Annotated in this window: 7 protein-coding genes; 3 read left to right on the forward strand and 4 right to left on the reverse strand. The window is 70.7% G+C overall.

Annotated elements, in window-relative coordinates:
- Positions 1-14 precede the first annotated feature (14 nt).
- Positions 15-914, forward strand: a complete 900-nt coding sequence (locus tag M8R19_RS00410; RefSeq protein ID WP_074985183.1) for a metal ABC transporter solute-binding protein, Zn/Mn family — start codon at positions 15-17, stop codon at positions 912-914.
- Positions 915-1078: 164 nt separating this feature from the next.
- Here the strand turns inward: M8R19_RS00410 and M8R19_RS00415 are convergent, their stop codons facing one another.
- From M8R19_RS00415 to M8R19_RS00430, 4 genes are all read right to left on the reverse strand, one after another.
- Positions 1079-1834 carry a thioesterase II family protein gene (locus M8R19_RS00415; RefSeq protein WP_074985185.1) on the reverse strand — a complete coding sequence of 252 codons (756 nt, stop codon included), beginning with the start codon at positions 1832-1834 and terminating at the stop codon, positions 1079-1081.
- On the reverse strand, positions 1835-2053 hold the full coding sequence (locus M8R19_RS00420) for an MbtH family protein (RefSeq protein ID WP_074985188.1): 219 nt from the start codon (positions 2051-2053) through the stop codon (positions 1835-1837).
- Between the two features lie 324 nt (positions 2054-2377).
- A complete protein-coding gene (locus M8R19_RS00425; protein ID WP_249916680.1) occupies positions 2378-3796 on the reverse strand; it encodes an aspartate aminotransferase family protein in 1419 nt (472 codons plus the stop codon).
- A 231-nt stretch (positions 3797-4027) separates the two neighbouring features.
- Entirely contained in the window at positions 4028-16999 is a 12972-nt protein-coding gene (locus M8R19_RS00430; RefSeq protein WP_249916681.1) for a non-ribosomal peptide synthase/polyketide synthase, read from the reverse strand.
- 299 nt (positions 17000-17298) lie between these two features.
- On the opposite strand from M8R19_RS00430, the gene M8R19_RS00435 reads away from it, so the two are divergent.
- A complete protein-coding gene (locus tag M8R19_RS00435) occupies positions 17299-17850 on the forward strand; it encodes an RNA polymerase factor sigma-70 (RefSeq protein WP_074985195.1) in 552 nt (183 codons plus the stop codon).
- 287 nt (positions 17851-18137) lie between these two features.
- A complete protein-coding gene (locus M8R19_RS00440; protein ID WP_249916682.1) occupies positions 18138-19721 on the forward strand; it encodes a sensor domain-containing diguanylate cyclase in 1584 nt (527 codons plus the stop codon).
- Positions 19722-20678 lie beyond the last annotated feature (957 nt).

A 20678-nucleotide genomic window follows, 5' to 3' on the forward strand; every position in this document is an offset into this window, starting at 1 on the left:
AAGGAACCCACCCCATGACGTTCAGACCGCATGCCCTCGTCCTCCTCCTGGCACTCGCCGGTGCCCCGCTGCCGGCCGCCCTGGCTGCCGAGGCGGCACCGCCCAGTGTGCTGGCCAGCCTGCCGGTGACCTACTCGCTGGCCGAGCGCCTGCTGGCCGGCACCGAGGTACGCCTGCAGCTCATCGCCCCGGAGAACCTCCCCGCCAGCCGCCAGGCCGCCTATTTCGGTGGCCGTGGCGCGGCGGCGCTGGCCAGGGCGGCCGGACAGGCCGACGCGGTGATCGACCTGCGCTCGCTATGGACAGAGGACCCGCTCTACCCGCTGGCCCGGCGCAGCAACATCCGCATTGTCGAGATCGATGCCGCGCGCCCGCTGGACGGCGCCCTGCCGGGCGTCGCCCTGCGCCCGGGCAGCGACATCCACGCTTACCCCTGGCTCAACCCGACCAACCTCGGGCGCATGGCCGACGTGCTCGGCGCCGACCTGGAGCGCCTGGCGCCGGCCGTGCGGCCGCGCATCCAGGCCAACCTGGCTGCGCTCAAACGCCAACTGCTGGACGCCAGCGCGCGCCAGGAAGCACGGCTGGCGCAGCTGCCGAACCTCACTGTGGTCAGCCTCTCCGAACGCCTGGGCTACCTGCTCGACGGCCTCAACCTCGACCCGCTGGAACTGCCGCTGCCGGCCGACGACGCCTGGGACGAGGCGCGCATCCAGGCCTTCGTCGAGGAACTCAAGGCCCAGGACGTCGCCTTGGTGGTACACCACCGCGAACCACCCAAGCCCCTGGTCGAGGCCATCGGCGCCAGCGGCGCGCGGCTGCTGGTGATCGACAGCGACGCGGCCGACCCGGTGCAGGCGGTGGCGGAAGACCTCGGGCGGATCGTCGAGGCGCTGGCAGCGGCCAACGGCTGAGCCACGCCCACGGCGGCCCGTCTGTTCGCGAGCCAGCTCGTAGCGCATTCTGTCCATGAGCAGGAACCGGGCATGCTCCTGGTTCCTGCGAAGGGCGTGACACAAGGAAAAACGCCGTTGCTCCTTCTCCGGAGCAACGGCGTCGTCAAGGGCCGGCGCGGGTTTCAGCCGATCGCCGCGGCGCTGGCCTGCAGCAGCACGCCGCCGTTGCCGGCGCGCAGTTCGTGCAACTGGGTCTCCAGGTGAGCAAGTACTTCGGTCTCACGCTCGTGGAGGAAGAAGTGCCCACCGTCGAACCACTGCAGCTCGAAGCCCGCGCGGGTTTCCTCGCCCCAGGCCAGCAACTGCTCCTGGCTGGCCTTGTCGGCACGTCCGGCGAGCGCCCGCAGCGGGCAGGCCAGAGGCGCACGGCGCTGGTAGCGGTAGCTGCCGCAGAGCAGGAAGTCAGCGCGCAGGATCGGTAGCGTCAGGCTCATCAGTTCCTGGTTGGCCAGCACCTCTTCCGGGGTGCCCTGCAGGTCACGCAACTCGGCGATCAGCTCGGCGTCACTCTTCGGCTCGGCGAAACCGCGGTCGTACTCCGCGCGCCGCGACGGCGCCGCAGTGCCCGAAGCGAACAACCCCAGCGGTGTCGGACAACCCAACTCGCGCAGGGCATAGGCGATCTCGCAGGCCAGTAGCGCGCCCAGGCTATGGCCGAACAGCGCGTAGGGTTCCTGACGCACCTCCGCGTGAAGCTCACGTGCCAGTTGCCGAGCCAGGCGGCCGAGGTCGATCTGCAGCGGCTCGGCCATACGCATGCCGCGCCCGGGCAACTCCACTGGGCGCAACGCCAGCCAGGCTGGCAGTTTGCGCCGCCAGCGGCTGTAGGTCATGGCGCTGGCCCCCGAATAAGGCAGGCAGAACAACCTCACGGCCATTCAGTTGGCCGCCTTGTCCATGTGCTGGCGCAGGCTCAGCGGACGCATGTCGGTCCAGACCTGCTCGATATAGGCCAGGCAGTCCTTCTTCAGCCCGCTCTTGCCCACGGCGCGCCAGCCGGCGGGGATTTCCTTGTACTGCGGCCAGATGGAGTATTGCTCCTCGTGGTTCACCACCACTTCGAATGGGATGTCTTCGCGGTCGAATACAGAAGTCATTGCGCTTTCCTCAACTGGATGGGCCGGCCGCCCGGGGGTGGCCGCTATGGGTTAACGAAGTGGGTTGGGGGAAAATTAGGTGGTGAAGCTCTTCGTCTTCGTAGGAGCGAGCTTGCTCGCGAATGAGCCCCGCAGCGGAGTCTGTTCGCGAGCAAGCTCGCTCCTACGAAAAGCCGTGCATCCTGGAACCGGAGCGGACCTTGTCCGCGAAAGCCGGAGGTTCCGGCTCGGTTCGCGGATGAGATCCGCTCCTACAGCATGCCCACCTCCAGCTCTACCTGTAGGAGCGCGCCCTGCGCGCGATTTCGCGGGCAGGGCCCGCTCCTACAATTTGCCGGCAGGCACCGCCGCAGCCAGCGCGCGGGCGAAGCGGCGGGCCACTTCGTCGATCTGCTCGGCGCTGATGATCAGCGGCGGCAGGAAGCGCACCACCGCGCCGTGGCGGCCGCCCAGTTCGAGGATCAGCCCGCGGCGCAGGCATTCGCGCTGGATGCGCGAGGCCAGCGCGGGGTTGGCCGGCGGGCGGCCGAGGCTGTCGACGGCGCCTTCGGCGTCGACCACTTCCACCCCGAGCATCAGCCCGCGGCCGCGGATGTCGCCCAACTGCGGGTAGCTGCGCTGGAGGATGCGCAGGTGCTCGGCCAGGCGCTCGCCCATGGCCGCGGCATGGCCGGGCACGTCGTGTTCCTTCAGGTAGCGCATCACCGCGGAGCCGGCGGCCATGGCCATCTGGTTACCGCGGAAGGTGCCGGCGTGGGCGCCGGGCTGCCAGGTGTCCAGCCAGTCGCGGTAGACCACCACCGCCAGCGGCAGGCTGCCGCCGATGGCCTTGGACAGCAGCACCACGTCGGGGACGATGCCGGCGTGCTCGAAGGCGAACATGCGCCCGGTGCGGCCGAAGCCGGTCTGGATCTCGTCGATCACCAGCGCCACCCCGGCCTTCTCGGTGATGCGCCGCAGGCCGCGCAGCCACTGCAGGTCGGCGGGCACCACGCCGCCCTCGCCCTGCACCACTTCCACCACCACCGCCGCCGGCAGCGGCACGCCGCTTTCCGGGTCGCTCAGCACGCTCTCCAGGTAGTGCAGGTTGGCGCGCACCCCGGCCTCGCCGCCGAGGCCGAAGGGGCAGCGGTAGTCGTAGGGGTACGGCAGGAACTGCACGCCGTTGCCCAGCACCGCGCCCAGGGCCTTCTTCGGCCCGAGGTTGCCCATCAGCCCCAGGGCGCCCTGGGTCATGCCGTGGTAGCCGCCATGGAACGACAGCACGGTGCTGCGTCCGGTGGCGGTGCGCACCAGCTTGAGCGCGGCTTCCGCGGCGTCGGCGCCGGTGGGCCCGCAGAACTGGATCTTCGCCTCGCGCGCCAGCTGTGGCGGCAGCAGGCCGAACAGGTCCTGGACGAAGGCGTCCTTCACCGGGGTGGTCAGGTCCAGGGTGTGCAGCGGCAGTTCGTCGGCCAGCACCTGCTGGATCGCCTCGATCACCACCGGGTGGTTGTGGCCCAGGGCCAGGGTACCGGCGCCGGCCAGGCAGTCGATGAAGCGGCGGCCCTCGACGTCCTCGACGTACAGCCCGCGGGCCTTCTTCAGCGCCAGGGGGATGCGCCGCGGGTAGCTGCGCGCGTTGGATTCCTGGTGGCGCTGGCGCGCCAGCAGCGGCGACTCGCTGAATTCGTAGAGGGTTTCGCCCGCGGCCGGTTCGGCATGGGCAGGCTGGTCATCGATGACGCTGGTAGCGACTTGCATGTCTTCAACCTCGAGACGTGGTGGTGTGCCACGGTTGACGGGTGCCCCGCGATGGCGGAGCGGCTGTAGTGGATAACGCAGCGCGGCGCTCGGGATTTACTGCCGGCCGCGCCCTGCCCCGGCGCCCTTTCCGCGGGCGCGGGGCGGCCTGCGCGCGGCGAACCGCGCGTGGGCTGCAGGTGTTTCGCGATACCCCCGCGGGGCCTCGGCGGCCCCGCGGGAAGTGCCGGGCTAGAGCATTTCCAGCTGCGACATCAGGTCGTCCAGGCGCGCCGCCTTGCGCTCGTCGATGGCGCTGGCGGCCTGGGCCTCGATGTAGCTGGCCAGTTCCTCCACCGTGCTGCACTCGAACATGGCCCGCAGCGGCACGTTGCGTTGCAGGGCCTTCTGCACCCGCGAGGCGATCTGCGTGGCCAGCAGCGAGTGCCCGCCCAGTTCGAAGAAGTTGTCCAGCACGCCGACGCGCTCGACCTTGAGCACCTCGGCCCAGATCTGCGCCAGGGTGGCCTCCAGCTCCGTGCGCGGCGCCTGGTAGGCGTGCGCCAGGGCCTGGCCGATGTCCAGCGCCGGCAGGGCCTTGCGGTCGAGCTTGCCGTTGGCGTTGAGCGGCATGCGCGCCAGCACCTGCCAGTGCAGCGGCACCATGTAGTCCGGCAGGTCGGCGCGCAGGTGCTGGCGCACCTGTTCGAGCCAGGCGCCCTCCTCGGCCACCGTCGCGGCGGGCACCAGGTAGCCGACCAGGTACTTGCCGGTGGCGCTTTCCTGCACCGACACGGCGGCCTCGCGCACCTCCTGCAGCTCGTGCAGGCGCGCCTCGATCTCGCCCAGCTCGATGCGGAAGCCGCGGATCTTCACCTGGTGGTCGACGCGCCCGACGTACTCCAGCACGCCGTCGGCGCGGCGCCGCGCCAGGTCGCCGGTGCGGTACAGGCGCTCGCCCGGCGCGCCGAAGGGATGCGGGACGAAGGCCTGGGCCGTGCGCAACGGGTCGCCGACGTAGCCGCGGCCGACGCCGGTGCCGGCCACGCACAGCTCGCCCACCGCGCCCAGCGGCACCAGCTCGAAGTCGCCTTCGGCATCCAGCAGGTACAGCTGGTTGTTGTCGGTGGGGCTGCCGATGGGCAGGTAGGTGGCCTCGGTGGAGGCCGCGTCGACGCGGAAGAAGGCCACGTCGTCCGAGCATTCCGCCGGGCCGTAGGCGTTGACCAGGCCCACCTGCGGGTAGCGTTGCAGCCAGTGCCGCGCCAGTTCCGGCGGCATGGCCTCGCCGGTGGGCAGCATCCAGCGCAGGCCGGGCAATGCCTTGTGTTCCTCGGTGAGCATGCCCTGGATCAGCGAGGGCACGCTTTCCAGCACGCTCACGCCCTGCTCCACCACGTGTTCCAGCAGGGCCTGCGGGTCCTGGGCGATGGCGTTCGGCACTATGGCCACGCGGCCGCCGAACAGCGGCGCGGCGAGGAACTGCCAGACCGAGATGTCGAAGCTCTGCGAGGCGGTCTGGGCGATCACGTCGCCCTCGCCGAGCGCCAGATACGGCACCTTGCTCAGTTGGTTGTTGAGCATGCCGGCCTGTTCCACCATCACGCCCTTGGGCAGGCCGGTGGAGCCGGAGGTGTAGATCACGTAGGCCAGGTTGCGCGGCCCGCTGTAGCGCTGCGGGTCGTGCTCGGCGGCCGCGCCGTGCTGCACCTCGTCCCACACCAGCAGGCGCGGGCGGCCGCCGCAGCCCAGCTCGGCGAGCAGCGCCAGGGCCTGTTCGTGGCAGGCGGCGCTGCACACCAGCACCGGCGTGCGGCTGAGTTCGAGGATGCGCGTCAGGCGCTGCGTCGGGTGCGCCGGGTCCAGCGGCAGGTAGCCGGCGCCGGCCTTGAAGCTGCCGACGATCATGCCCAGCAGGTCCAGGCCGCGCTCGCCCAGCAGGGCCACCGGCTGGTCGAAGCCGACGCCGGCGGCCAGCAGCGCGTGGCCCAGGCGGTTGGCGCGGCGGTTCAGCTCGGCGTAGCTCCACTGCTGGTCCAGGCAGCTGGCGGCGATGCGCTGCGGGTGCGCGGCCACCCGCGTTTCGAACAGGCGCACGTAGCCCTGCTCCAGCGGGTAGGCGTGCTCGCTACGGTTGCAGTCTTCCAGCAGGAAGCGCCGTTCCTCGGCCCCCAGCAGCGGCAGCTCGGCCACGTCGCCATGGAAGCCGTCGGCCAGGGCCAGCAGCAGGCGCTTGAACTCGCCGAGCAGGCGCTCGATGGTCGGCGCCTCGAAGTAGCGCTGGTCGTAGGACAGGTGCAGGCCCAGGTCGTCGCCGGGGTAGCAGACCACGGTGAGCGGGAAGTTGGTGTGGGTGCGCCCGGAATCGGAGCTGGCCTTCAGGCTCTGCGCGCGGTCCAGCACCGCCACTTCCACTGGGGCGTTCTCGAACACGAAGAGGCTGTCGAACAGCGGCTGGCCCTTGGGCAGTTCGCTGGCTTCCTGGATGCTCACCAGCGGCAGGTGCTCGTGCTCGCGCAGTTCCAGGTTGCGTTCGAACAGCCCGGTCAGCCAGTCGCGCACCGTCTGCCGCGCGCCCGGCGCCGGCAGCTGCACGCGCAGCGGGATACTGTTGATGAACAGCCCCACGGTGCGCTGCATCTGCGGCAGGCCCACCGGGCGCCCGGCCACGGTGACGCCGAACAGCAGGTCGCGCTCGCCGCTGTAGCGCCGCAGCACCAGGGCCCAGGCCGCCTGGGCGAAGGTGTTGACGGTGAGCTGGTAGCGCTGCGCCAGTTCGCGCAGGCGCGCGCCGTCGGCGGCGTCCAGGCGGGTGTAGCGGTCGCCGACGATCATCCCGCCGCTTTCCCCGGCGCGCTCGTGGAGGATCGGCCGGTCGCTGGGGATGTAGGTCGCGCGCTCGAAGCCGTTCAGGTTCTGCTGCCACCAGCGGCGCGAATGCTCCAGGTCCTGGCGCTGCAGCCAGGCGATGTAGTCGCGGTAGCGCGGCGCGGCCGGCAGTTGCGGCGCGCAGCCCTCGCCCAGGGCGGCGTAGATCTCGAAGAAGTCGCTCATCAGCAGGCCGCGGCACCAGGCGTCGATGAGGATGTGGTGGTTGCTCATCATGAACCAGTAGCGCGCCGCGCCCAGGCGGATCAGGCGCAGGTGGAAGGGCGGCTCCTCAAGCAGGTCGAAACCCGCCTCGCGCTCCTGTTTGTGCAGGGCCTGCAGGCGTTCCTCGTGGCCGTCGGCAGGCAGTTCGCTCCAGTCGAGGAACTCGATGCGCAGCCGGCCGGGTTTGTGGATCACCTGCAGCATGGCCTCGCCGGCGTTCCACGAGAAGGACGCGCGCAGCGCCTCGTGGCGCGCCACCACGGCCTGCCAGGCGGCGGCGAAGCGTTCGCGGTCCAGCTCGCTGTCGATGCGGTAGCGGTCCTGCATGTAGTAGATGCCGGTGCCCGGCTCCAGCAGGGTGTGCAGCAGCAGGCCCTCCTGCATGGGCGTCAGCGGGTAGACGTCGTCGATCTGCGCCGCCGGCACCGCCAGGGCGTCCAGCTGCGCCTGGCTCAGGCGCGCCAGGGGGAAGTCGGAAGGCGTCAGGCCGCCGGCATCGTCGTCCAGGCAGTGGGCGATCAGCGCCTGCAGTTCGCCGAGGTAGGCGTTGGCCAGCTCGGCGATGGTCTGCTCTTCGTAGCGCTCGGCGCTGTAGGTCCAGCGCAGCACCAGTTCGCCGCCGTACACCTGGCCGTCCACGCTCAGCTCGTTGGGCAGCGGCGCGGCGGCGTCGTGGATGGCCCCGGTGGGTTCGTCCAGCGGGCGGAACAGGGCGTCGTCGGTGAAGCTCTGGTCGAACTGGCCCAGGTAGTTGAAGGTGATGCGCGGCTGCGGCAGCGCGGCCAGGGCGCAGCGCCCGGCCTCGTCGCCCAGGTGGCGCAGCACGCCGTGGCCCAGGCCCTTGTGCGGCACGGCGCGCAGCTGTTCCTTGATCGCCTTGATCGACGCTGCCAGCCCCGCCTCGCCCGGTTCACCGGCGGTCGCCAGGCGCAGCGGGAAGGCGCTGGTGAACCAGCCGACCGTGCGGCTGAGGTCGATGTCGTCGAACAGCGCCTCGCGGCCGTGGCCTTCCAGCTGCACCAGCACCGAGGCCTCGCCGCTGACGCGGCAGAGCACGCGGGCCAGGGCGGTCAGCAGCAGGTCGTTGACCTGGGTCCGGTAGGCCGCCGGCGCCTGTTGCAACAGCTGGCGGGTGCGCTCGCGGTCCAGGCGCAGGCTCAGGCTGCGGGCCAGGGCCTCGTCGTTGCGGCCTTGCGGGTTGTCGCAGAACCAGGCGCCGGGGGCGCCGTCCAGCTGGCCGCGCCACCAGTGCAGTTCCTCGCGCAGCGGCTCGCTGCCGGCGTAGGCCTGCAGGCGTGCGGTCCAGTCGCGGAAGGCGCTGGTCTTGGCCGGCAGTTGCGGCGCTTCGCCGGCGGCGAGTTGGCGATAAACCTGCTGCAGGTCTTCAAGCAGCACGCGCCAGGACACGCCGTCCACCACCAGGTGGTGGATCGCCAGCAGCAGGCGCTGGGCGCCGGGGCCGTCCACCAGCACCGCGCGTAGCAGCGGGCCGTCCAGGGCCAGGCTGCGCTGGGCGCGCTCGAAGACTTCGGCGCAGTCGTCGAAGCTCGCCACCTGCGCCTGCCAGAGCAGCCAGGCGCCATCGTCCGCAGCCCGGTGTTCGGCGTGCCAGCGGCCGTCCTCCTGGCGGAACGTCAGGCGCAGGGAGTCGTGGTGCTTGATCAGTTGCAGCAGGGCCTGGCGCAGCAGCTCGGCGTCCAGCGCCTGGCGCGGCTCCAGCAGCAGCGACTGGTTCCAGTGCGCGCGGTTCTCCAGGGGCAGTTCGAAGAACCACTGCTGGATCGGCGTCAGCGCGCTCTCGCCCTGCACTTCGCCCTGCTCGGCGAGGCTGGCGCCGGCGCTGCGGGCGACGCCGGCCAGGCTGCGCACGCTCTGGTGCTGGAACAGGTCGCGCGGGCTGAACTGGATGCCCTGCTGGCGGGCGCGGCTGACCACCTGGATGGAGAGGATGGAGTCGCCGCCCAGTTCGAAGAAGTTGTCGTCCAGGCCGACCTGGGCGACGTTCAGCACCTCGCCCCAGATCGCCGCCAGCTGGCGTTCCAGCTCGCTGCGCGGGGCCTCGTAGGCGCGCTGGCCGAGGCTGGCGTCCGGCACCGGCAGCGCGCGGCGGTCGAGCTTGCCGTTGGCGGTCAGCGGCAGGCCCTCCAGCAGCACCAGGTGCGCCGGCACCATGTAGTCCGGCAACTGCTGCTTGAGGTGCGCCTTGAGCGCCTCACGCAGCTCGGCCTGGACCGCCTCGTCGGCGCCCGCCTCTGCGCAGCCCACGTAGCCCACCAGTTGCTTGCCGCTCGGCCCGTCGATGGCCAGCACGGCGGCCTCGCGCACCTGCGGGTGTTCCTGCAGGCGCGCCTCGATTTCGCCCAGCTCGATGCGGAAGCCGCGGATCTTCACCTGCTGGTCGATGCGCCCGAGGTATTCCACCTGGCCGTCGGCGCGCTGGCGCACGCGGTCGCCGGTGCGGTACAGGCGCCCGCCGGGCGCACCGAAGGGGTCGGGCACGAAGCGTTCGGCGGTCAGCGCCGGGCGTTCGTGGTAGCCGCGGGCCAGGCCGGCGCCGCCGACGTACAGCTCGCCACCGGCACCCTGGGGCACCAGGGCCAGGTCGGCGTCGAGGAGGCAGGCGCTGCGCTCGCCCACCAGGCTGCCGATGGGCACGCCGGCGCCGGCTTCCACCTGCTCCGGGGCCAGGGCCGCCAGGGGCATGACCACCGTCTCGGTGGGGCCGTAGGCGTTGAAGAAGTAGCGTGGCGCGAAGGCCTGTCGGATGCGTTGCAGGTGCTCGGCGGTCAGCGCCTCGCCACCGGTGATGCACAGGCGCACCGGCAGCTGCCGGCCCTGGGTCTGCAGCCACTGGGCCAGCTGGCTGCCGTAGCTGGGGGTGAAGCCGAGGATGCTCACCCGGTGCTCGGCGATCAGTTGGCAGATGTCCTCGGCGCCCCATTGGCCCTGGGCCCGCAGCACCACGTGGGCGCCGCACAGCAGCGGCGTCAGCAGGCGCTCGCTGGCGGCGTCGAAGTTGATGGAATAGAAGTGCAGCTCGCAGTCGTCGGCGCGCATGCCGAAGCGCTCGATCACCGCCCGGCAGTGCATGGCGATCTCGCCGTGGCACACCGCCACGCCCTTGGGCTTGCCGGTGGAGCCGGAGGTGTAGATCAGGTAGGCCAGGTGCTGCGGCTGGGCGAAGGCCGGCAGCGGGCCGTCGTCCAGCGCCGCCAGGGCCGCGCCCTCCTGCGCCGGGCAGCAGCGGCCGACGCCTTCGGGCAGCGCGCCCAGGGCCTCGAACAGCGCCGGCTGGCCGAGCAGCAGGCGCACGCCGCTGTCCTCGATCATGTAGTGCAGGCGCTCCAGCGGGTATTCCGGGTCCAGCGGCACGTAGGCGCCGCCGGCCTTGAGGATCGCCAGCAGGCCGACGACCATTTCCAGCGAGCGCTCCAGGGCCAGGCCCACGCGCACTTCCGGGCCCACGCCGCGTTCGCGCAGCAGGCGCGCCAGGCGGTTGGCGCGGGCGTCCAGTTCGGCGTAGCTCAGGCTCTGGCCGGCGAAGGTCAGCGCCGGGGCCTGCGGCGTGGCCGCGGCCTGGGCGGCGAACAGGCCGTGCAGGGTGTCGCTCAGTTGCGGCCCGCTGCAGGTCAGCAGCGCGTCCTGCTCGCCGGCATCCAGCATCGGCAGCTCGCCCAGGCGCTGTTGCGGGTCGGCGATCATCGCCGCCAGCAGGTTCTGCCAGTGGCGCGCCATGCGGGCGATGCGCGGCTCGTCGAAGAGGTCGCGGCTGTAGGTCAGGCAGCAGCCCAGGCGCTGGTCGAGGTCGGTGACTTCCAGGTTGAGGTCGAACTTGGTGGCGCGGGCGTCGTTGACGCAGTACTCCACGGTCATCCCGGCCAGCTGGCGGGTCTGCTGGAACTCCCAGCGCTGGACGTTGCACATCACCTGGAACAGCGGGTTGTAGGCGGCGCTGCGCGGCGGCTGCAGGGCTTCCACCAGGTGGTCGAAGGGCAGGTCCTGGTGCGACTGGCCGTCGATCACCGTCTGCCGCACCTGCTCCAGCAGCCCGGCCACGCTCATCTGCCCGTCGAGGCGGCAGCGCAGCACCTGGGTGTTGAGGAAGGCGCCGATCAGCCCTTCGCTCTCCGGGCGGATGCGGTTGGCCACCGGCGCGCCGATGCGCAGGTCCTGCTGGCCGCTGTAGCGGTACAGCAGCACGGCCAGGGCGGCGGTCATGGTCATGAACTGGGTCAGGCCGTTGCCGGCGTTGAAGCGGCGTACCCGCTCGGCCAACTGCGGCGCCAGGTCGAAGCGGTAGAGGTCGCCGCGGTGGCTCTGCACTGGCGGCCGCGGGCGGTCGCCGGGCAGTTCCAGCACCGGGTGTTCATCGCCCAGCTGGGCGGTCCAGTAGTCCAGCTGACGCTGGCGTTCGCCGGCTTCCAGCCAGTCGCGCTGCCACACGCTGTAGTCCAGGTATTGCACCGGCAGCGGCGCCAGGGGCGATTCGCCGCCAGCCAGGAAGGCCTCGTAGAGCGCGCTCAGCTCGCGGGCGAAGATGTCCATGGCCCAGCCTTCGGTGACGATGTGGTGGAGGGTCACCACCAGGTAGTGCTCGTCCTCGGCCAGGCGGACCATGTACACCCGCAGCAGCGGGCCCTGTTCGAGGTCGAAGGGCTTGTGCGCCTCGTCGTCGGCCAGTTGCTGCAGGGCCTGCTGGCGGGCGTCGGTGTCGAGGTGGGAGAAGTCCAGGCGCTGCATGCGCAGGCCGCTGTCCGCCTGCACCTGCTGGTGCGGCACGCCGTCGACGCTGGGGAAGCGGGTGCGCAGGGTCTCGTGGCGCTGCACCAGGGCCTGCAGGGCGCGCTCGAAGCAGCCCAGGTCCAGCGCGCCGCGCAACCGTGCCATGCCGCCGACGTTGTAGGCCGGGCTGTCCGGCTCCAGTTGCCAGAGGAACCACATGCGCTGCTGCGAGTAGGACAGCGGCACGCGCTGGCTGCGGTCCACCGGGCGGATCGCGCCCTGGCTGTCGCGGCTGCCGGCGGCGCGCAGCTGGCGCACCCGCTCGGCGAAGGCGCCCAGGCGGCTGGCGTCGAACAGCTCGCGCAGCGGCAGCTCGATGGCGAAAGCCTGGCGCGCCCGGGAGACGATCTGGGTGGCCAGCAGCGAGTGGCCGCCCAGTTCGAAGAAGTCGTCGTCCAGGCCCACTTGCGGCAGGCCCAGCACTTCGCTCCAGATGCTGGCCAGGCGCTGTTCCAGCTCGTCGCGCGGGGCGACGTGCTCGCGCTGCTGCCCGCTCGGTTCGGGCAGGGCCTTGAGGTCCAGCTTGCCGCTGGGGCCCAGGGGCATGCTGTCCAGGCGCATGAGTTGCGCCGGGACCATGTATTCCGGCAATGCTGCCTGCAACGCGGTGTGCAGGGCCTGGCCGTGCTCGGTCTCGGCGGGCGCGTCGGCGGTCGCGGTGTAGTAGCCCAGCAATTGGCTGCCGAGGTTGCCGGCCTGGCGGATCAGCACCACGGCCTGGGCCACGCCGGGCTGGGCCAGTAGGCGCGCGCGGATTTCGTCCAGCTCGATGCGGAAGCCGCGCAGCTTCACCTGGCCGTCCTGGCGGCCGAGGTATTCCAGCACGCCCTGCTCGCTCCAGCGCGCGCGGTCGCCGGTGCGGTACAGGCGCGCGCCGGGCGCGCCCAGCGGGTCGGCGACGAAGCGTTCGGCGCTCAGCCCCGGGCGGCCCAGGTAGCCGCGGGCCAGGCCGGCGCCGCCGATGCACAGCTCACCGGCGGCGCCCGGCGGCAGCGGGTTGAGTTCGCTGTCGAGGACGCGGCAGACCACGTTGCCCAGCGGCCGGCCGATGGGCGAGCGTGTGCCATCCTCCAGCGAGCAGTGCCAGTGGGTGACGTTGATCGCGGTTTCCGTCGGGCCGTAGCGGTTGTGCAGGGCCACGCCGGGCAGGCGTTGCAGCACGCGGTCGCGCAGCTGCGCCGGCAGCGCCTCGCCGCCGGAGAACAGGCGGCGCAGGCTGGTGCATTCCTCCACGCCCGGCTCGTCGATGAACAGTTGCAGCAGCGGCGGCACGAAGTGCAGCGTGGTCACGCCGAACTGCCGCACCAGTTGGGCGATGCGCGCCGGGTCGCGGTGTTCGCCGGGGCCGGCCAGCACCAGGCGGCAGCCCGCCAGCAGCGGCCAGAAGCATTCCCACACCGAAACGTCGAAGCTCACCGGGGCCTTCTGCATCAGCACGTCGTCGGCCTGCAGCGCGTAGGTGGCCTGCATCCATTGCAGGCGCTCGGCCAGGGCCGCGTGGGTGTTGCCCACGCCCTTGGGCTGGCCGGTGGAGCCGGAGGTGTAGATGACGTAGGCCAGATTGTCGCCGTGCAGGTGCAGGCCCGGCGCGCTGCTCGGCCAGCCGTCCAGCTTGAGGCCGTCGAAGCACAGGGTGGCGACGCCTTCCAGGCTCGGCAGGCGCTCCAGCAGGTGGGACTGGGTCAGCAGCAGGCTGGCGCCGCAGTCGTCGAGCATGTAGGCCAGGCGCTCGGCGGGGTAGTCCGCGTCCAGCGGCACGTAGGCGCCGCCGGCCTTGAGGATGGCCAGCAGGCCCACCAGCAGCTGCGGCGAGCGTTCGGCGCAGATGGCCACCGGCACGTCGGGGCCCACGCCCTTGTCGCGCAGGTAGTGGGCCAGGCGGTTGGCCTGGGCGTGCAGCTCGGCGTGGCTGAGTTCGCCGCCGTCCCACTGCAGCGCCACGCGTTCGGCGTGGGCCGGCAGTGCGTGTTCCAGCTGCTCCGACAGCCAGCTGCGCGCCGGCTCGCAGGGCGCGCTGCCCCACTGCTCCAGGCGCGCCAGCTCCGCGTCCGTCGCCAGGGCGATGTCGCCCAGGCACAGCTGCGGCTGCGCCACCACCTGGCGCAGCAGGGCCACGTACTGGTCGGCCAGGCGCTGGATGCTGGCGGCGTCGAACAGCTCGGCGGCGTAGTCGAAGTTCAGGCGCAGGCGGCCGCGGGCGTCTTCCTCGGTCTGCAATTGCAGGTCGAACTTGGCCTCGCGGCTGTGCCAGGGCAGTTCCTCGGCCAGCAGGCCGGGCAGCCGGCGCAGGGCGGAAAGGTCGCGCTGCTGGTGGTTGAACAGCACCTGGAACGGCTGGCCGCCGTGGCCCGGCAGGGCTTCCAGCAGGCTGTCGAAAGGCAGGTCCTGGTGTTCCTGGGCGCCCAGGGTGGCTTCGCGCACCTGGGCCAGCAACTGCCCGAAGGCCTGCCGCGGGGCAGGCGTGGCGCGCAGCACCAGGGTGTTGATGAAGAAGCCCACCAGCCCCTGGACTTCCTGGCGCTGGCGGTTGGCGCTGGGCACGCCGACGCGGATGTCGGCCTGCCCGCTGTGGCGGTGCAGCAGGGCCTGGAAGGCCGCCAGCAGCCACATGAAGACGCTGGCCTGGTTGGCCTGGGCCGCTTCGCGCAGGGCCTGGCCGAGCTTGTCGTCCAGGCGCAGGCTCAGGCGCGCCGCCGGCGAGGCGGCGTTGCCGCGCGGGTGATCGGTGGGCAGTTCCAGTACCGGGGCTTCCTCGCCCAGCTGTTCGCGCCAGTAGGCCAGTTGGCGGGCGCCCTCGCCCGCCTCCAGCCACTGGCGCTGCCAGCTGGCGAACTCGGCATAGCCGACCGGCAGCGGCGCCAGTTCGGCGGCCTGGCCGCCCTGCGCTTCGGCGTACAGGCGGGCGAATTCGTCCAGCAGCAGGTTCAGCGACCAGCCGTCGGCCACGATGTGGTGCAGGGTCACCCACAGCTGGTGCAGGTCGTCGTCCAGGCGCACCAGGCTCACCCGCAGCAGCGGGCCCTTCTCCAGGTCGAACGGCTCGCGGGCCTCGGCCTCGCGGCGTTGTTCGGCTTCGCTGGCGTCCAGTTGCAGCACCTGCCAGTGGAATTCGCCGCGCGGCTCGATGCGCTGCAGCGCCTGGCCGTCGCGTTCGAGGAAGCGCGTGCGCAGCGATTCGTGGCGCTGCACCAGGCGGGCGAAGCTGCCGTAGACCGCGTCTTCGTCCAGTTCGCCGCGCAGCAGCAGGCCGCCGGGGATGTTGTAGGCGCAGCCGCGGGGCTCGATCTGCCAGTTCAGCCACAGGCGGCGCTGGGCCGCGGATTGCGGCAGGTCGCCGCCGCGCGACAGCTGGGCCATGGGCGCTTCCGCCGCGGCGCCATTGGCCAGGCGAGCGGCCACGGCGGCGCTGAAGGCGGCCAGGCTCGGCGCCTCGAACAGCAGACGCAGGTTCAGGTTGACGCCCAAAGCCTCGCGCAGCGCGGCCATGACCTGGGCGGCGGCGATGGAGTTGCCGCCGAGCAGGAAGAAGTTGTCGTCCGCGCCTACGCGCTCGACGCCCAGGTGCTCGCGCCAGAGTTCGGCGATGCGCGCCTGCAAGGCATCGGCGCCTTGCTCCGGCGCGGCTTCAGCCCGGGATGCCTGGCCGGGGTAGACGGCGTAGGCGTCCAGGCTGCCGTCGGCCAGGCGCGTGCGGCAGGCCGAGCGTTGCAGCTTGCCGCTGGAGGTGCGCGGCAGCGCGCCGGGGTTGAGCAGCGCCACCACCTTCGGTGCTTCCTGGCAGGCCTCGGCCACCGCCTGGCGGATCGCGTCGATCAGGGCGTCGGCCGGGATGCGCTTCTGCAGCGCGCGGCCGACCTCGGCGGCGATGCCGATGCCCTCCTCGCCATCGACCTGCACGGCGAAGGCGGCCACGCGGCCCTTGCGCACCGCGTCCACCTCGGTTTCCACGGCACGTTCGATGTCCTGCGGGTAGAGATTGTGGCCGCGGATGATGAGCATGTCCTTCAGGCGCCCGGTGACGTACAACTCGCCGTCGCGCAGGCAGCCCAGGTCGCCGGTGCGCAGCCAGGTGCGGCCGTCGCGTTCGACGAAGGCCTTGGCCGTGGCCTCGGGGTTGCGCCAGTAGCCGTGGGCGATGCTCGGCCCGGCGGCCCAGACCTCGCCTACCTGGTTCTCGCCCAGGGTTGCGCCGCTCTGTGGGTCGACGATCATCACCGCATGTTCCGGCTGGCTGCGGCCACAGCACATGAGCACGCTGTCGCTGCCCGCTTCGATGCGGTTCTGCGCCAGGGCCGCCTCGTCCACGCCCAGGGCGGCGATGCCCTGGCCGCGCTGGCCGCCGCTGACGAACAGGGTGGCCTCGGCCAGGCCGTAGCAGGCGAAGAAGCTGGAGGCCTCGAAGCGGCTGGCGGCGAACTTGGCGGCGAAATTATCCAGGCTGTCCTGGCGGATCGGTTCGGAACCGGAGAAGGCCACGCGCCAGCGGCTCAGGTCCAGCCCGGCCAGGGCCGACTCGCTGACACGCTCGGTGCACAGGCGGTAGGCGAAGTCCGGCCCGCCGCTGACGGTGCCGCCGTGCTGGCTGATGGCTTCCAGCCAGCGCAGCGGGCGTTCGAGGAAGTAGCGCGGCGACATCAGCACGCAGGGCACGCCACTGTAGACCGGCTGCAGCAGGCCGCCGATCAGGCCCATGTCATGGTACAGCGGCAGCCAGCTGACGATCACATCGTCGGCGCCGATGCCGAAGCCGCCGCGGATCAGCCGCTCGTTGGCCACCAGGTTGCCGTGGCTGACCTGCACGCCCTTGGGCAGCGCGGTGGAGCCGGAGGTGTACTGCAGGAAGGCGATGTGCTCGGGGCGGACCTCAGTCTCCACCCAGGCCTCGGCGCCGGCCAGGTCCAGTTCGTCGACGCACAGCAGTTGCGGCGCGGCGGCGCCGGACAGCGCCGGGCAGCCTTCCAGCAGCGCCCCGCGCAGTTCGGCCTGGGTCAGCACCAGGCGCGGCGCGCAGTCATCGATGATCGACAGCAGGCGCTCCTGGTGGTGGCGGCGCGCCGACTCCGGCGGGTAGGCGGGCACCGCGACGATGCCGGCGTACAGGCAGCCGAAGAAGGCGGCGACGTAGTCCGGGCCGCTGGGGAACAGCAGCACCGCGCGCTCGCCCTGCCCCGCCCGGGCCTGCAGCGCGGAGGCGATACAGCGGGCGCGGCGGTCCAGCTCGGCGTAACTGAGCACCACGTCGCCGGCGCCGTCTTCGGCCAGGAAGCGCAGGGCCAGCCGGTCGGGTTGGGCGCCGGCGCGCTCGCGCAGGGCCTGGGCCATGGAGATGGGATGTTCGAACGCGTCCATTGTGTGTTTCCTGCTGAGTGCACCGCGACTGGTCATCGACCGGAAAAAGCCCACATGGGCCTTCAGCCGGTTCTCTCAGAGGTGTACGGACGATCATTCGAAATAATTAGTGTTCTCAGCTAGGCCGGCGAGCTCGCGCAGATGGCACAAAGCCAGTCTGCATGGGGCTTTCCGGCCTGGAAGAACATTCATTTACAATTGTTGACAATGATTCTCATTTCAAATACTTTCCGGCTCGGCTCGCTGGATGCGTACCTGACTAGCGAATTGCCCACCCACACTGCCGCTAGGTGATTCTCATGCTGGATGAACTGCCCACCTCCCGTTATGCCTCGCCGTTGGTCGCGACCTTCATCGAGAATCGCTCCATCCTGGTCAAGTTCGCCTCGCGCTTCCTCGGTTGCCGTTCCCATGCCGAGGACGTGGTGCAGGACACCTTCTTCCGCCTGCAGAACGCCTCCGGCGCCTCCATTCCGCTGAAGGCGCAGATGAGCTACCTGTTCCAGGTGGTGCGCAACCTGGCCATCGACCACTACCGCAAGCAGGCGCTGGAGCAGCGCCACACCGGCGCGCCCCAGGAACTGATGGAGGCCGAGGCGGCCTACGGCGGCACGCCGGAAACCCTGCACATCAACTTCGACACCCTCGAGCAGATCGACGAAGCCCTGAGCCAGCTGCCCGAGCGCACCCGCTACGCCTTCGAGATGTACCGCCTGCACGGCGTGCAGCAGAAGGAGATCGCCCGCGAGCTGGGGGTTTCCCCGACTCTGGTCAATTTCATGATCCGCGATGCCCTGCTGCATTGCTGCGCCAGCGTGGCCAAGGACGAACAGCCCGCCCGCCGCGCCTGAAGCCCCTTGCGCCCCGGTGCCGGATGCCGTGCATCGCCGGGGCAAGGGGCCGCCGTCCCTGGCGCGTCCCATACTCCCGACGGAATCTTCCCGCTTTACCACCCCCGCCCCTGAATCTCCGCCAATACCCCCGGCGCGGCGCCCGGCCTTGTCCATAATGGCGCCCTAACGTCCGCAATCCACCCGCATCCAGCCATGGCGTCGAGTCCCTCGAACGCGCACTCGCGCCAGGCATGTCCGGCCGGGTGGATGGCGAGGCGATCTCCACAGTATCGACGGAATCCACCATGTCCTTGGGGCCCATGCCCAGGCTCAACCTGCGCACCTTGATCCTTCTGTTCGCCTCGCTGGCGGCCATCGCGACCCTGGCCAACGACCTGTTCGCCACCTACCGGATCCAGCGGGAGACGCTGGTCCTCAGTGCGCTGGAGCACAACCGGGCCTATGCGGCCAAGGTTGCGCTGAGCATCAACCAGAGCCTCGCCTCGTCCCTGGACCGCCTGGCCTACAGCGCGGCCGTCCTCGGGCGCGACTTCGCCGATGCGGCGGTCCGAGGCGCCGAGGTGGAACGCCTGGTCCGCCAGGACGGCAGCTTCAACACCGTGGTCATCGTCGACGCGACCGGGCGGATCCTCAGCGCCATTCCCCAATGGCTCAGCGCCAATGGCCGCAAGATCCTCTCCAAGCGCCCCCTGGAAATGCGCCAGGCGATGATCAGCCCGGCCTTCCATTCGCAGTCCGGCGAACGGGTGGTATTCGTCTCCCACCCGGTCTGGAACGCCCGCGGCGACTACCTCGGCCTGGTCGGCGGGACCATCTACCTGAACCGCGCCAATTCGCTGAACCACATCGTCAGCCGGCACTTCCAGGAGGACACCTCCTTCGTCTACCTGGTGGACGAACAGCGCCAGTTGCTCTACCACCCCGAACGCGAACGCATCGGCCAGACGATCGGCGTCAACGCCGCGGTGGACGCCGCGCTGCGCGGCGAAAGCGGCGCCATGCAGGTCACCAATCACGAGGGCCTGGAGATGCTCGCGGGCTACGCGGCGGTATCGGACAGCGGCTGGGGCGTGGTCTCGCAGCAGCCGCTGAGCGTCACCCTCGGCGCCGTGCGCGCGCTGATGCTGCAGGTGCTGGCGGGGATCGTGCCGATGATCCTGCTCGGCTTCCCGCTGCTGTGGTGGATAGCCGCGCGGATCAGCCATCCCCTGCGCCGGCTGGCCGACTACGCGGCGCAGCTGGACAACACCGAGCGCATCGAGGGGGTGCGCGCCTGGTACTTCGAGGCCTGGCGCATCCGCCGGGCGCTGATCATCGGCGGGCAGATGACCCAGGAGCGCATCGGCCAGCTCAACCGCCAGGCCCAGAGCGACCCGCTGACCGGCCTGGCGAACCGCCGGGCGCTGGAGGCCACCCTGGCGAGCTGGGTGGCGCGCGGCGAGCCCTTCGCGGTGATCAGCATGGACATCGACCATTTCAAGCAGGTCAACGACACCTTCGGCCATGCCGCCGGCGACCAGGTGCTGCAGGCCTTCGCCGAGGTGCTGCGGTGCAACTCGCGCAGCGGCGACCTGCCGTGCCGCGCCGGCGGCGAGGAGTTCATCCTGCTGCTGCCGGGCACCTCGCTCGGCGTGGCGGCGGAAGTCGCCGAGCGCATCCGCCTGACGACGGAACGCACGGACTTCCCGCAGGTGGGCCAAGTCACCCTGTCGCTGGGCGTGGCCTTCAGCAGCGAGGGGCGGACAGACGTCGGCGCGGTGCTAGCGACCGCCGACGCCCTGCTCTACCAGGCCAAGCAGGCCGGCCGCAACCGCGTCATGGTGGCGGATGAGCGGCCGGCTGGCGTGGCGCAGCCACATCCGTCCTGAGGGGCGGTGAGTCCAATCGCGGACGGAGTCCGCTCCTACGCCTGTGCCTCCCTGGAACCGTAGGAGCGGACTCTGTCCGCGATTCGGCGGATAACGCCGTAGGCGTTATGCGCCCTACGGATTTCCGACGGGGTTGCGGCAGAGGTTGGGGCTCTGCAAAGAGCGCCCTCTCCCCAGCCCTCTCCCGCAAGCGGGAGAGGGGGCCATTCGTGCCACCGGGGTGTCCGGCGTGGCCGGTGAGTCCAATCGCGGACAAAGTCCGCTCCTACGCCCGTGCTTCCCTGTAACCGTAGGAGCAACTGTCTTGTGCCGCTCTTCGTAGGATGGGTTGAGCTTGCGAAACCCATGCGGTCACGGCGATGGGTATCGCTTCGCTCAACGCCATCCTACGAAAAGCTGTGCTTCCTGGAACCGGAGCGGACTCTGTCCGCGATTCGGATTTCCAGAGAAACCTCCGCGCACTCCGGAACGCCCCTTCAGAAGGCCGAACGAAGCCCCCGCTCAGGAGGTCATGCGACATGGATGTCGCGAGAGCCCCGCGGGCTACAGGGACGTACCCTCGGGGCGGGCCTCCGTGGCGGGGGAGTTCGCGAGGGTAGCCCGGCTTTATCGGGCCCGTATGTTGGGGCAAGCCTTTTTGGTTCCTTTTTGCGGGGGTGGCCTTCCACCGTTTGACAAAAGGGACTCGCCCGAGGGGGCGAAACAAGAGACATCCGAGCACTCGGAGCGGCGCGGTACACCAAGCCCCCAAGTCTCTGGGTTATTCCCCTTCGGGCCAGCGCAAGCGCTGTTCGCGATGGAGCCGCGTCCCGCGTTCGCGGGAATGACGGGGTTGAGGTCGGAGCGCAGGCCCAAGAGCCGCAAACGAAGCCCTAGCCCCACCCCACATGAAAATGCCGTTTCTCTCATGAAGAGAAACGGCATTCTTTCTTAAGTGAACAGCCTCGTTACGCGAAC

Source organism: Pseudomonas sp. R3.Fl, assembly GCF_023516765.1.
GTDB classification, from domain to species: Bacteria; Pseudomonadota; Gammaproteobacteria; order Pseudomonadales; family Pseudomonadaceae; genus Pseudomonas; species Pseudomonas citronellolis.

Excerpts from the sequence above, each read along its gene's own strand:
- M8R19_RS00410 (WP_074985183.1), top strand. The coding sequence starts at position 15 with ATGACGTTCAGACCGCATGCCCTCGTCCTCCTCCTGGCACTCGCCGGT.
- M8R19_RS00415 (WP_074985185.1), bottom strand. The coding sequence starts at position 1,834 with ATGGCCGTGAGGTTGTTCTGCCTGCCTTATTCGGGGGCCAGCGCCATG.
- M8R19_RS00420 (WP_074985188.1), bottom strand. The coding sequence starts at position 2,053 with ATGACTTCTGTATTCGACCGCGAAGACATCCCATTCGAAGTGGTGGTG.
- M8R19_RS00425 (WP_249916680.1), bottom strand. The coding sequence starts at position 3,796 with ATGCAAGTCGCTACCAGCGTCATCGATGACCAGCCTGCCCATGCCGAA.
- M8R19_RS00430 (WP_249916681.1), bottom strand. The coding sequence starts at position 16,999 with ATGGACGCGTTCGAACATCCCATCTCCATGGCCCAGGCCCTGCGCGAG.
- M8R19_RS00435 (WP_074985195.1), top strand. The coding sequence starts at position 17,299 with ATGCTGGATGAACTGCCCACCTCCCGTTATGCCTCGCCGTTGGTCGCG.
- M8R19_RS00440 (WP_249916682.1), top strand. The coding sequence starts at position 18,138 with ATGTCCTTGGGGCCCATGCCCAGGCTCAACCTGCGCACCTTGATCCTT.